The organism is Flavobacterium sp. TAB 87 (genome assembly GCF_001529295.1).
GTDB lineage: Bacteria > Bacteroidota > Bacteroidia > Flavobacteriales > Flavobacteriaceae > Flavobacterium.
This window is the reverse complement of the sequence record NZ_LLWK01000025.1, coordinates 23,645-37,016: the sequence shown is the minus strand read 5'-3', so window position 1 is coordinate 37,016 and position 13,372 is coordinate 23,645. Positions and strand designations below refer to the sequence as shown.

Sequence of the window (13,372 nt, the reverse complement as noted above, 5' to 3'; positions counted from 1 at the left end):
TACCATCGGCACTTTATGCTTTTAATGTTGGCGAGCAAACCTTGAAAATAAAAAATACATCATACTAAAATGCATCTAATCTAAAACTTAAAAAATTATATCCGAAAAATAGTTTTGAGCTTTGTAAAGAGCTCTACTATTTTCAGAATAACTTTGTGAAATCGATATATTTACGGCAATTCAAAATTTTATTATCTGAGTTAACTAAAGCTTCAAGCTCCATCATAGCTAAAAAATGAAATCTACTAATGATGCGATGATAAATTTTTTTTATCACCTGTATTTTGCGGTGTAAAAACACGATTTACACCGCAAAATTACTTTTATACACTAAATAAATAGTATGTTTACCGCAAAAATTCAGTGCTATGTATATTCATCAAAATAAAGATTGGCCAAATTCTAACTGGGATGCAGATGTTATTACACCTTTAGTTGGAAAGGTGAGGCATCAGCAAGGAATAATACTTGGCGTTATGCAAGGACACCTTGAAATAATTCACAGTATACCAAGCATTGGCGATCATTCTTGAGAAAAGTGCTCTTTTTTTAATATTATTATTTCCATTCTCTACTGATTCTAAGATAGCAATTAGCCAATAGAATTTATAGGTCGCTGAAGTAAGTACTTCCAAAAGCTGCAGCGAGTTGGGGAGTGGATAGGTTAGAGGAGAAAGGTAGCTGCATAGTTAATTCTCCCAGCCGCAAATTGTTAGTCCAAATCCTTTTGCTTGAGTCAGGCCAGTTTTTTTAACTCCATGTGTACAAGCTGAAAGCCCACGACAGTTTTCCTTGTAATGGTACTTTTTAGCCCCTTTATTTCCGTAGATGTAAACATTTGTTTCTACTATAGAGACGGCTGTAAACGAAACAAGCAAAAGGATTAGAGCTATTTTCATATTTTTTAAAAATTTACGTACGTATTTATAGTAGTGTCAAAGTTATTCTAAATAATAAATGATCCAGTACGGTTGTCCATAATTCACATTATTTTTGTTGATTCCGAAATTAGTTATACTATCATATCGCACTTTAATTTTTCATTACTATTAAAAAGTTGATTTGATATTCAAAAGAATTTTTAATAATACTCTTGTTTTACAGCTGTCAAAACACTCTTGCTTTAACAACAGTAAAAAGAAATCAAATCAACAAAACTAAGGTCGAATTAATCAAATTTTAAATTACCACTTTCCTTTTTTATAAAATGTCTGACTTCAATGATAATACTAAACAATTTTGTTTACTATTTCATAAATGATTATCTTTGAACTCTAAAGCAAAGTATATGTTACCTGAATTAGCAAAAATAAAAGGAATTCATCCTGGTGTAATTTTAAAACGTGAAATTAAGCTACGCGGATTAAAAAATAAAGAATTAGCTGATTCTTTAGAAGAGCATGCGCAAACGATTGGTGCTATACTTAAAGAAAAACGGAGTATAAATCCAAATCTTTCTATTAAGTTGGGTCACGAGTTGGGTGTTGCAAATGATTATTTTATGATACTGCAAGCAAGCTATGATGTAAAGAAAGCCATTCAAATTAATTCAAGTACGAAGACTCCTGATTTAGCAAAAATTAGAAAGGTACTTTTTTGGGATACTGATTTTAATAAAATCAATTGGGATACTGACCGAAAGCCCATATTGAAAAGAATTTTTGAAAGAGGGAATGAAATTGAAATAAATGAAATCATCTCTTTTTATGGAAGAGAGGCCATTATGAAGGAACTAAAAAATACCAATAATGATTTTCTGCCTTCTTTTCAAGAGAATTTGAATAAGTACCTACTATCATAAAAACAGTATTACAATGCGTATTTATAAAAACACGGTTTCCGATTTATTGTGGGAAACGCTAAAGGAGCTGATGACTTTTGAAGTGTTAGATTCGTTTCGATTGGTGGGCGGAACTTCTCTAAGTTTATTGTTAGGACACAGAATGTCTATAGATATCGATTTATTTACAGATGCGGAATATGGCACAATTGATTTCGAGGAAATAGATGCAATATTTCTGGCTTCTTTCCCCTGCGTGGAGATGGGCGGAGGGGGGAATAATTCGATGGGGAAAACGTACTTTATTGGAGAGAATCAAGAGAACCTCGTTAAAGTAGATTTGTTTTATACTGATCCATTTGTTTATCCGATAATTAAATTTGAAGGTGTGCGCTTATCGCAACTTGAAGAAATTACTGCCATGAAGTTAGAGGTTGTGGGACATGGTGGAAGAAAAAAAGACTTTTGGGATTTGCATGAGTTGCTGAACTATTATTCAATTTCTGAGATGATTGATTTCTATGAGCTTCGGTATCCTTATTCGCATTCAAGAACTACATTAATTAAAAAACTGAGTGATTTTAATGGTGCCGATTCTGATTTTGACCCTATTTGTTTACATGGTAAGTATTGGGAATTAATTAAATTGGATTTTGAAGAAAAAATTGCGAATGAATTTAACTAAATAAAAGTTATCCGATAATTTTTTCTATATACATTAAAAAAGTTCTTCAGTCTGTGCTGAAGGACTTTTAGGTATTATTTCCAATTATTTTTTTGCTGCTTCGATAGAAAGTTTTATAAATTCTTTAAGCAATTTCTCAAGCTCTAAAGTGGCTTTACGGGCTCTAGGTCCAGCTGCTTTTACCCCTTTTTCTATTAAGGATTGATTTTCGGTTGTGAATGTTTCAAATTCCGCATTAATTTTTTATACTAATTCTTTCATGGTTCTAATTTTAAATTGAGTAAAAAAAATAGCATAATAAGCTGAGTAGTTTTACAGTGTGCTATTAAATAACGCATTTATCGGTTAGGTTTTAACTTGTATAATTGCAATGTGGTTTTCAATACTGTATGTGTAAACGTTAAATTTAAAAGCACTTTTTACTTCTACATACTATTACTGTTCATGATTATAGTTATTCATTTTAATTTGTTCAATAAAATAAGGTATAGGCATTTGGGTTCGGGAATAGAAAGCTCGGGTAAACCGTTGAGTAGTACTAAAACCAACTTCTTCTGCTAAAGCACCGTTGGAATAATCTCTCACTTTTTTATTCGTTTTTAAAAGTTGTATTAAGAAATCAATTTTTAAATCATTAATATAGGTTGAAAATGTTTTATCACGGTAGTGCGAAATAATGACGGATAGGTATCTTGGGTTTGAATTAAATTGTACAGCAAGTTTAGAAAGCGTCAAATTTTTCATAAGAAATTTTTGCTTACTTTCAAACCTCTCCAATTGTTTCAATATGTTGTTTGCTGTCTCTGGACTAATATCTTCAATTTGCTCTCGTCCTGATTTTATTTTGGTTTTCAAGTTAACATCTAAATTTAATTGCAGCATTAACTCTGAAAACTTTTTTTTATAAACTTTCCTATTTCTAAAATACCTGTACGTAATATAAACGGAGAACAGTAGTAGCAATAGCACTAATAATATAAAATATTGTACATTTTCTTTCTCTTCAAGTAGCAGTGCATTAATTTTATCTTTCTCAAATAATAGGGAGCTGGTATCGTATTCTTTGCGAATTTTAGTGATGAGATAGGTAAAACGATCTTTTAATAATTGATCTACTTGAATCAATTGATCGATGCAGTACAATTGACCTTCTAAATTGTTTTGGCTTTTATAAAATTTTATCATTAATTCATACACTTCACGAAGTTCAGGATTACTATATTTTTTTTCAGTGAATATCTGATCCACTTTCTTGAAATAACGAATTGACTTTTCGTGTTTGTTCAACTTCCAATAGCTTTTTCCAATATAAAAATTGGCTATCGCTTCACTTGCATACTCTTTATTTTTCACCATAGTCGGTAAAACCTTTTCAAGATTTGTAATCGCGGAATTACAGTTATCTAAAAAATACTGGTTGACACCTTCCGATGCTATAAAATAAATGTCCATTTCTCTGTTTTGCAGTCGTATTCCCTCCAAAAATCCTAATTTATTGGTTTGACTACATAGTCCATAATTTCCAATTCTATTGTAGCATAGTCCTAGAGAATGAAGTGAATTTAAGTACGGTCTGGTATTATTGTCTTTGAAATAAGTGATGCATTCTTTAAACAACGAAATTGCTTCGTCGTAAAATCCTAAGTAGGTTTTGATAATGGCTATGTTGTATTTTACTTTATAAATTAAATAATCATCATCTGTTTTAGAGATGTAACTGTTGGCCACGATGTAATTGTCAAGGGCAATTTGCAGTTCATTTCTACCATAATAGACAATTCCTTTTGATAGGTAAGCGTACCCTATTAAATCGTTTTTCTTTGATTTTTTAGCAGAGTAAACCATACTATCTGCATAGGTTATACGTAAATAATCGGGTGATTCGTGTAAAATATTTTGGTAGCCATTAACAAGTTCCTTCCAATTCTGCTCATTTTTTGCCCTATTTAGATAGGCATAGAGATAGGGACTTGCTTTAGTACTATCACCCTTTAATGCATAAATCTTTTCATCAAGATACTTGTAATTCTTGCTTTTTAAAGAATCTGGAATGTGAAACGTAATTTTTTGGGCATGTAATAATTGAACTGCACAAAATAATAGTAGGATATATTTTTTTTGAATCATAGTAGGAAATGATTTTTTTGGGTAAATACATCTTTTGTACACTGAATTCACTGTGCAAGTAAGTGAAAATAAAATTGTAGCAAAGATTATTATAAAATTAAAATAAACATTTGATAAACAGGGTGTTATTTGTATAAAAAGGGTATGTGTTTTCAGAAAACACATAGGTGATTTTCAGAAAATGATAAGGTATAGTGTTGCACATAAATGTTTCTGCCAATAGATTTGTTTTGAATTCATAAGCAAAAATTGTTGGCATAGTGCCAATAAAAAGTTCTGCTTTTCCGGATGAAATGAACTGAGAATAAAATCTCGATTACTTTCAAACAAATAAATCATGAAAAATTTTCTATTATGCACGGCCACTTTATTTCTTTTATTTTCTTGTACCACTGATGCGGATTCCAATTTAGAGGTAAAGGATACTAATTTATCTGATCACAAAATTGTTGAGGTATCATTTCCGCTTAATCCAGCCAATCCATATGATTTTAAAGGAAAGTCATACTATGATGTCGTACAAGTGTATCTACAAAATAACAAGTCGCCACAAACTATTGAGGAAATAAATAGCCAAATTTATTTTATTTCAGAATTTTATAAAAGTAGTAAAACAAGTAAAAAAACAAATTTAGGTTTTACACCCGAAGAAATTCTTTCCATTTTGAATAATCCAACTCGTAAATTATTTGAAATTGTGGCAAATAGCTCGCTTAGCACAATTAGTAAGGTTCAATTATCAGATTTTATTCAAGAACTTATTGATAACCAAAATGAGCAATATATAGTTATGCGTGATCAAATCATTTTATTTGATGCTGAAGTTTTAGAGAATGACACATTAAATAATACTGAAAAAGAAATTATTTTAACTTTCTCTACTGTTTCGAGCTATGCACTTTATGCCGAGGCTGAGCGCAAAGACAGGGATTGGGAAACATCTGTAGGTCATAAAAAAGTGAACACTTCATCAGATCAGAATCTTGTCTCATATTTTTCAATGATAGCGCTACTTAATGCCATTTTATAGAAAGTGTTTTTTAAAATTTTAATTAAAAATGGAAAAGCAAAAAATTTTGTAGGCAGTATTGCTCATTTTTAATCTTGTAAGCTTTATTTCATCATAGATTTTTTTAATTATGATGAAGTAATTGGCTACATGATCTCAGGAGGAATAATAATAAATGAACTTAAGCTTCCAGCATATCTACTTTTAATTACATCAGTTTGTAATCTGTACTTTATTGTATATAAAATTATTGAACCAATTTTTGAGCTTTAATTTTAAAAGTAGAAGTTGCCATTTAAAAGTTTTTAAAATATAGGAAACGTGATTAAAGATTTTTTAAATAGGACATTAGAAAATTTGCCAAGTGCAGGTTTGGATATTCATATAATTAAAAAGTATGAAGTAAGGACAGATGCGAAAGAATCATTTGAAGTTGCTAATTTTTCAATTATGTTGATTAAATCAGGTAAGTTAACCATTGAAGTAAGGGCAATTTTACTAAATATTGAACCAAGAGATTTGCTTGTAATTCCCATTGACTCATTGTGCAGAATAGTACAAACTGATGATAAATTACAATTTTTTTTAATCTCTTTTACTCCAGAATTTATCATTAAATATGGTTTAAAAAGAGATTTGATTGATTCGTTTTACTATTTGCTTGGAAAGTCAATAGTAAAAATTGGTCTCGATGATAAAGAATTTTCTGTGCTGTCACTGATTTATAAATTAATTTATTTTGTGAACAAAGATTTTAAAGCAAAGGAATTCGATCATGAATTGCAAAGGGTTAGTTTTAATCTACTACTTTATGAACTTCGCTTAATTTATTCTCATCAGACCTCGGATAATTTTCAAATCTTTCCAAGAAAAGAAAGTTTGGTTGTTCAGTTCCTTACTATTTTGTCTATTCATTATAAAAGGCAACATGGTGTTCAATTTTATGCAGGAGCGCTCTTCGTTACTCCAAATCATCTTAACAAAGTAGTTAATCAAGTAACTGGAAAGTCGGTTAAAAAATTAATCGTTAATGCCATTATTAGTGAAGCTGAAAACCTTCTAGAAGACCCTCAATTAAACATCGTAGATATTGCTGAAGAATTAGGGTTTGGATCCTCCAATAGTTTTAGTATTTTTTTTAAAAAACATTCTTCAATATCTCCATCTCGTTATCGTAATAGATTTAAGGAAATATGAAGCTCACTGGTTTAGGTTGCATTATTTGACAATTAAAACAATAGTATGATGAATAAATATCCCCTAGAATGGCTAGATACTTTAATCTTGCAACTTTCAAATACTAATAATTTAGATGTCATACTTATATCAGAGCAAGAGCTATTACTAATGTCAACTGATGTAGTAAAAGAATCTAAGAAAATTCAAATTCAGATAAAAAATGAAGTGTTCGCGATTCGAAAAAAGAGAGAAATTAGACTATTAATTCGAAAATATCATTCCACTTTTATCTATCTAATAGACAGGATGGTGGGTTGCCAGATTAACAATGTACAAAGAAATCATAATCTAGGTTTACTTAGCGAAAAAATAATTACGTGCTTGGAAGATCTACTGTCTTTTATTGAAACGAGATTTGCAACTTTCTTAAGTTTAGATGAAAGAGTTCCTATAACGTATATAATTGTTTCTCGAAACGAATTACAATTTAAGGTTAATAAATTAAAATCTAAGCAGTTGAGTAGTGAGTCGGATAAAACAACTATGGATATTGTACTTCATAATTTAAATTATCTACTGCATTCTAATTCAGGTCATAAGAGTACATATCGTCAAATTTTGTATCAGAAGAACTTACTAAGATCTATCGAAGAAAGTGATCTTTCAAAAGTAAATGAAAATTTTTATTCAGAGTTAGATGAATTACTTCTTGAATTAAATTTTAATAGTTTAAGCTACTTTCATTGGTTAGCGCAAAGGCTCAAAGATGATTTAAAATTAACGGATGGTTTGACGGAACAATTATGTCTACTATTGTCACATTTTAAAGAATTCAGCCAAATTAATTCTAATAAAAAAGTCAGCTTTGACCCTTTTCAAAAAAACATTACCGACTCTTTACTTGGTTGGTTTGAAAATGAAATTAAGTACTTGCAACATAGAATTAATTTATCTTCTGAGATTAAATTAGCGGTTGGTACACGGGAAACTGTAAACAATGAAAAATTAGTGCAAAACAAAATTGAATGTAACCTATCTGCCGATCAAATAGCACTCATTTTGCGTGCGGGTGATGAATCAAGAATTATTAAAGCCAGATCGATGAGTCAGGTTTTTAAAACTATTGTTCCCTATCTGTCGACCTCTCAAAAAGTCGATTTATCCTATGACTCCATGAGAAGTAAATCGTATAATGCAGAAGAAAGGGACAAAGAAATAGCCATACAAACATTAGAACGGATTATCAAACACATTAGAGATTATTAATCATTAAATCTTTTGAAAATGAAAAACTCACTTTTAATTGTACTATCAGTCTCTTTTTTATGGATGGGCTGTACTGAAAAAAAATTGGATCAAAAAACAGCACAAGAAATGATTGTCAGTGAGCTGCAATTTCCCATCATTGGAGATTATGATATTTTTTGCAATGATCCCCAACATGCGAAACGACTTATCGATTTAGGGCTTGAAAAGCAAGGATTAGTGACTGTTAAGAGAACTCGAAAGATTTTGGATCCTAATCCACTACTATTTTTTACCGATAAAGCGGCTCTCTTTTTATTAGAAACCTCTTCAAAAGACAAATCATCTTCGATTCAGAAGGTAAAGGTTTGGGAAGAGCGCTTTGGACAAATATCGAGCGTTATTACCAACACAACCAAAAATGTCACCATTTTTGACTACACGGTAGTTCGAGAGAATACGGTTTTTGCAGTATTGTATGGAAGGGATTTGAAAAAAGAAATGCAATGTACTGCTTATTTTTATCTTTCAGAAAATGGATGGGAAATCGTAAATCGAGCAGATGTTGAATTTGGAAAATTTCAAAAATAGCAAACTTTAATTAGAAATTAACTATCTGATTTTCTTTATTAAGCCTCCTTTTGGAGGCTTTTTTTATGAATCTTTTTCAGTAGGGTAAGGGTTTGTGAGGGGTACAACGGGGTACAACAAAAAGTTGTACTTGTAGCAACTTTAATTCTATCGTTACTTTGATATCAAGTTAATCGACAGGTTATTAATGGTTTGCGAATTGACAGAGGAATGGAGTGTGAAATTTAAATGAAGTGATTATGTTGAATTCAATTTTATGGAGTGATTATATCACCGTGGTAATTTTTAGTAGTATGCTTTGGTATCTTTTTGTTATCGGAAGATTGTATCAAAATGAATGGCAATCATTGTTATCAGGTAAAAGCAAACTAAAAGGATTTAAGCTTGCTAAATTTAAAGGTAATTTTGCATTTTTTAAAAAGAAATCTCCTCTTTCCATAAAAGTGGTCGATGCAGAAATTATTGAGCGCGATACTTTGAAACAAGATACAATAGAATTGTACCCAAAACTGCTTGAAGCTATACAAGAGAGCGCTAGATTGGGAAGGTCAAAGGAAGTTTTTATGAATTATCTTTCTCTGATACTTCTAGAATATCCGCACCTTCAAAATTCTCATTTTAAGCATATAATCAATAAATTTTTGGTCTCCCATTTAAGTAATACCCCGCAGCTGCTTTTAACTTTAGCCGAGGTGGATGGGTTGTGGGTGGAGGCCAATTAATATTTTTAGTGGAGGAATTCTCCCTTTTCTCTCTAGTGCGGTATGGCGATGTGTGACGAGAAAATAGAGTAATGAAATGGCGAAGATTTCTCCACTTTTTTAAAACGAAAACAATCTAAATTATGAAGACGATGGAAAAATGTAAAATGAAATTTAGGAAAAAAGTACTTCATGGAGTACAGCGAATAATGCTAGTTAGTTTGATACTTCTAGCAAAAGCGCAAGGTTATGCACAGGATGGTGTGGCAGGTATTAATGAAGCCAATCAAAAGGTGCGAAGTTACTTTGATGCTGGAACAGAACTTATGTATGCGGTGGGCGCAATATTGGGACTTATTGGCGCAGTGAAGGTCTATCAAAAATGGAATGCTGGTGATCCTGATACAGGAAAAGTAGCCGCTGCTTGGTTTGGAAGTTGTGTTTTTTTAGTGGTTGTAGCAACGGTAATTAAATCCTTCTTTGGAGTTTAAAGATGCAAAGTAGCGTTTACAAAATAAACAAAGGGATCAATCAGAGTATTGAATTCAAAGGATTAAAGGCCCAATACATTTGGTATTTGGGGGGTGGTGTTGTTGTACTTATGATACTGTTTGCAGTGTTGTATATTCTTGGTTTACCTTCTTTATTGTGTGTTGGTTTTATTGGAGTGTCGGGTGTTGTATTAGTTCTGAAAGTGTATAAAATGAGCAGTAAATATGGAGAATATGGACTCATGAAAGCTATAGCTTACAAGCAAACGCCTAAAAGAATTAAAGTCAAAAGTAGAAAAATTTTTCGATTTGACACAAGTGAGATCTAATGAAGTGAGAAAATTTAAGAGGGAAGCAGATGGAAAAAGAAATGGAATCTATCTTGCCATTACTGGCGATAGAGAATGATTGTATTGTATCTAAAAATGGAGATGTAAGTATTGTTTTTAAAGTTGAGTTACCTGAGATTTTTAGCCTATCCAATCAGGAGTACGAAGCATTTCACCAATCTTGGATTAAGGCATTAAAAGTGTTGCCTAAATTCTCTGTCTTTCACAAGCAGGATTGGTTTGTTCAGTCAACTTATGAGGCGGATTTTAGTTCAGAGGATAGTAGTTTTTTAACCAGAAGTAGTGAGCGATTTTTCGACGAAAGACCGTTTTTAGATCATTCGTGTTATGTGATTCTAACAAAAAAGCCTGTAAACAGAAAAAATTCCAGTTCTTTATTTTCTACTTTAATTCGAAGTTCGCTGGTACCAGAAGAAACACTTAGCGAGACGCTTCTACAAGATTTTATAGATACTTCGGGGCAATTTAAAAGGATCTTAGAGGACAGCGGTTTTGTGTCGATAAGCAGACTTACTGATGCGGAGTTAACAAGTTCCAGTAGAAAAATTGGTTTTGTAGAGCAGTATTGTTTTTTATCAAAGAAAACAGATGCCATTATTTTTGGAGATGTCGTGTTTAAGGATCATTTGCAAATCGCAGATAAACACTGTGTGTTGTTTACTTTAGGGGATGCAGTAGATCTTCCAAATCTTTGTGGATCTAGAATAAATTTCGACCGTTATTCGACTGATAAGACAAAATTCAGTGTTGGGTTTGCCTCTTCATTGGGACAATTGTTATCATGCAATCACATTTACAATCAATATTTGTTTTTTGATGACGCATCTAAAACCATCAAAAGATTAGAGAGTAAGCGTTTGCGCTTGCAGTCATTAGCGGCCTACAGTAGAGAAAATATGATCGCTAGAGATGCAACCAACGATTTTTTAAATGAGGCCGTTGGGGAACAACGACTAGCTGTAAAAGCACACTTTAATGTTTTGGCTTGGTCTGAAAGTAAAGAAGCATTGAAAGATATAAAAAATCAAGTTTCCTCTGCCATGGCTCAAATGGATGCGGTAGGAAAAATTGAAACTGCAGGTGCTGCGCAAATTTATTGGGCAGGATTACCCGGTAATGCTGCCGATTTTCCCATGAACGACACCTTCGACACTTTTACCGAGCAAGCCACTTGCTTTCTAAATATGGAAACAGGCTATCGATCTTCGCTAAGTCCCGTTGGTATTCGATTAGGAGATAGACTCACTGGAAAGCCTGTTCATGTTGATATTAGTGATGAACCAGTTAAAAAAGGGATATGCACCAATCGAAACAAATTTATATTAGGACCTTCAGGAAGTGGGAAATCCTTTTTCACCAATCACATGGTTCGCAGCTATTACGAACAAGGAACGCACATTGTTCTGGTAGATGTTGGACACAGTTACAAAGGATTATGCGATATGGTTGGCGGGTATTATTTTACCTACGATGAGAAAAACCCCATTCGTTTCAACCCCTTCTATATCTCCAAAGGAGATGTTTTGGATACAGAAAAAAAAGAAAGTATTAAAACGCTACTCTTAGCTCTTTGGAAGAAAGATGATGAAACATTCAACCGTAGTGAATATGTTGCTTTATCCAACTCATTGCAGTTGTACTATGAGAAACTCGACCTGCACAAGGAACTTTTCCCCTGTTTTGATACGTTCTATGAATTTTTAAAAGAAGACTTTGTTCAAATTTTAGAAGACGATAAAGTAAAAGACAAGGATTTTGATGTGACTAATTTTCTCTATGTTTTGCGCCCGTATTACAAGGGTGGTGAGTTCGACTATTTATTGAACGCTACTGAAAATTTAGAATTATTGCAAGAACGATTTATTGTCTTTGAACTGGACAATATTAAAGACCATCCGATATTATTTCCGGTGGTAACCATAATTATCATGGAGGTTTTTATCAGTAAAATGAGAAAACTCAAAGGGGTTCGTAAAATGATCTTAATAGAGGAAGCTTGGAAAGCTATAGCAAAGGAAGGTATGGCAGAGTATATAAAGTATCTCTTTAAGACAGTTCGAAAGTTTTTTGGAGAGGCAATCGTAGTCACGCAAGAAGTAGAAGATATAATTTCATCACCAGTAGTCAAGCAAGCCATTATTAATAACAGTGATTGCAAAATTCTTTTGGATCAAAGTAAATACCAGAATAAATTCGATCAGATCCAAGAACTACTAGGCCTTACCGAAAAAGAGAAAACACTTGTTTTGTCTGTCAACAAGGCCAATGATTCAGATAAAAAGTACAAAGAAGTATTCATTTCTTTAGGAGGAATGCTCTCTAAGGTATACCGAACCGAAGTTTCATTGGAAGAGTATTTAGCCTATACCACTGAAGAAACTGAAAAATTCAAACTGCAACAATACGCGCTCAAGTTTGATGGGGACATTAAAAAAGCCATAGCGGCTTATGCACACGATTTACGAAATGAAACTTAATTGATCCGTAATGAAAATTAAATCAAAAGTAATTTTAGTTGTACTGCTATTCTTATTTATAGGCATGCCAAGGGAATCATTAGCAATCAGTAGAAAAAACATAGCAAACAAAGCGGTTTTTTTCCCGATACTGTCAATTGTAAAAGCGGCAGTAATAAAAGTAATAAAAGCGATTGATTTGCGCATACAGCGTTTACAGAATAAGACCATTTGGTTGCAAAACGCGCAAAAGAAATTAGAAAATACGTTGTCAAAATTAAAGCTCAATGAAATATCCGATTGGACTGAAAAACAGCACGATTTGTACCGAGAGTATTACCAAGAACTGATGAAAGTAAAATCAATTATAGCATACTACAAACGGATAAAGGAAATTACAACCAAACAAACTTTACTGGTCAAGCAATATGAGAAAGCGTGGCAATTGTTTCAAAATGATGCTCATTTTACAGCCAAAGAGCTGGAGTATATGAGTACAGTTTACGAAGGGATCTTGGGAGAAAGTATTAACAACATTGATCAAATATTTTCGGTTTTAGAATCTTTTACAATGGAGATGAGTGATGGCAAAAGATTGGAAATTATCAATCAGGCTGCTGATAAAGTGGAGGAGAATTACGAAGATTTATGTCTGTTCAATCAGCAAAACATGCTTTTGAGTTTGCAGCGTGCTAAAACCAAGCATGACGTGCTTACTACTAAAAAGTTATATGGTTTGCCTTAATAATACAACCAGA

The 13,372-nt window shown here is 32.3% G+C and carries 15 protein-coding genes; 12 read left to right on the top strand and 3 right to left on the bottom strand.

Annotated features, from left to right (window positions below; translation table 11 throughout):
- The first annotated feature begins 368 nt into the window (after positions 1-368).
- Positions 369-533: a DUF4172 domain-containing protein gene (locus AP058_RS17300; protein WP_082706537.1), complete on the top strand. Its 165-nt coding sequence runs from the start codon at positions 369-371 to the stop codon at positions 531-533.
- 156 nt (positions 534-689) lie between these two features.
- On the opposite strand, the gene AP058_RS01360 is transcribed toward AP058_RS17300, so the two are convergent.
- The gene (locus tag AP058_RS01360) at positions 690-899 is read right to left on the bottom strand and encodes a hypothetical protein (RefSeq protein ID WP_066305961.1); all 210 of its coding nucleotides are present in this window, start codon (positions 897-899) and stop codon (positions 690-692) included.
- Between the two features lie 389 nt (positions 900-1,288).
- On the opposite strand from AP058_RS01360, the gene AP058_RS01355 reads away from it, so the two are divergent.
- Positions 1,289-1,801, top strand: coding sequence for a hypothetical protein (locus AP058_RS01355; protein WP_066305960.1), 513 nt, complete (start codon positions 1,289-1,291; stop codon positions 1,799-1,801).
- A 13-nt stretch (positions 1,802-1,814) separates the two neighbouring features.
- A complete protein-coding gene (locus AP058_RS01350) occupies positions 1,815-2,465 on the top strand; it encodes a nucleotidyl transferase AbiEii/AbiGii toxin family protein (protein WP_066305958.1) in 651 nt (216 codons plus the stop codon).
- An 84-nt stretch (positions 2,466-2,549) separates the two neighbouring features.
- Here the strand turns inward: AP058_RS01350 and AP058_RS16575 are convergent, their stop codons facing one another.
- On the bottom strand, positions 2,550-2,705 hold the full coding sequence (locus tag AP058_RS16575; protein WP_231739465.1) for a histone H1: 156 nt from the start codon (positions 2,703-2,705) through the stop codon (positions 2,550-2,552).
- Between the two features lie 195 nt (positions 2,706-2,900).
- The gene (locus AP058_RS01345; RefSeq protein WP_066305956.1) at positions 2,901-4,592 is read right to left on the bottom strand and encodes an AraC family transcriptional regulator; all 1,692 of its coding nucleotides are present in this window, start codon (positions 4,590-4,592) and stop codon (positions 2,901-2,903) included.
- Positions 4,593-4,929: 337 nt separating this feature from the next.
- Between AP058_RS01345 and AP058_RS01340 the strand changes: the two genes are divergently transcribed.
- The 9 genes from AP058_RS01340 to AP058_RS01300 all read left to right on the top strand — a co-directional run bounded on the left by AP058_RS01340 (position 4,930) and on the right by AP058_RS01300 (position 13,359).
- A complete protein-coding gene (locus AP058_RS01340) occupies positions 4,930-5,622 on the top strand; it encodes a hypothetical protein (protein WP_066305949.1) in 693 nt (230 codons plus the stop codon).
- A 300-nt stretch (positions 5,623-5,922) separates the two neighbouring features.
- Positions 5,923-6,798 (top strand): helix-turn-helix domain-containing protein, encoded by an 876-nt coding sequence (locus AP058_RS01335; RefSeq protein WP_066305947.1) that lies wholly within the window; start codon positions 5,923-5,925, stop codon positions 6,796-6,798.
- A gap of 48 nt (positions 6,799-6,846) precedes the next feature.
- On the top strand, positions 6,847-8,046 hold the full coding sequence (locus AP058_RS01330) for a hypothetical protein (protein ID WP_157492561.1): 1,200 nt from the start codon (positions 6,847-6,849) through the stop codon (positions 8,044-8,046).
- 18 nt (positions 8,047-8,064) lie between these two features.
- Complete coding sequence (locus tag AP058_RS01325) at positions 8,065-8,616, top strand: hypothetical protein (RefSeq protein WP_066305939.1); 552 nt, start codon at positions 8,065-8,067, stop codon at positions 8,614-8,616.
- A 239-nt stretch (positions 8,617-8,855) separates the two neighbouring features.
- The gene (locus AP058_RS01320) at positions 8,856-9,338 is read left to right on the top strand and encodes a hypothetical protein (RefSeq protein WP_066305937.1); all 483 of its coding nucleotides are present in this window, start codon (positions 8,856-8,858) and stop codon (positions 9,336-9,338) included.
- 188 nt (positions 9,339-9,526) lie between these two features.
- Entirely contained in the window at positions 9,527-9,808 is a 282-nt protein-coding gene (locus AP058_RS01315; RefSeq protein ID WP_369815123.1) for a DUF4134 domain-containing protein, read from the top strand.
- A 2-nt stretch (positions 9,809-9,810) separates the two neighbouring features.
- The gene (locus AP058_RS01310) at positions 9,811-10,137 is read left to right on the top strand and encodes a DUF4133 domain-containing protein (protein ID WP_066305934.1); all 327 of its coding nucleotides are present in this window, start codon (positions 9,811-9,813) and stop codon (positions 10,135-10,137) included.
- A 29-nt stretch (positions 10,138-10,166) separates the two neighbouring features.
- Positions 10,167-12,635, top strand: a complete 2,469-nt coding sequence (locus AP058_RS01305; RefSeq protein WP_066305931.1) for a TraG family conjugative transposon ATPase — start codon at positions 10,167-10,169, stop codon at positions 12,633-12,635.
- Positions 12,636-12,645: 10 nt separating this feature from the next.
- Positions 12,646-13,359: a conjugal transfer protein TraI gene (locus AP058_RS01300; RefSeq protein ID WP_197413365.1), complete on the top strand. Its 714-nt coding sequence runs from the start codon at positions 12,646-12,648 to the stop codon at positions 13,357-13,359.
- Positions 13,360-13,372 lie beyond the last annotated feature (13 nt).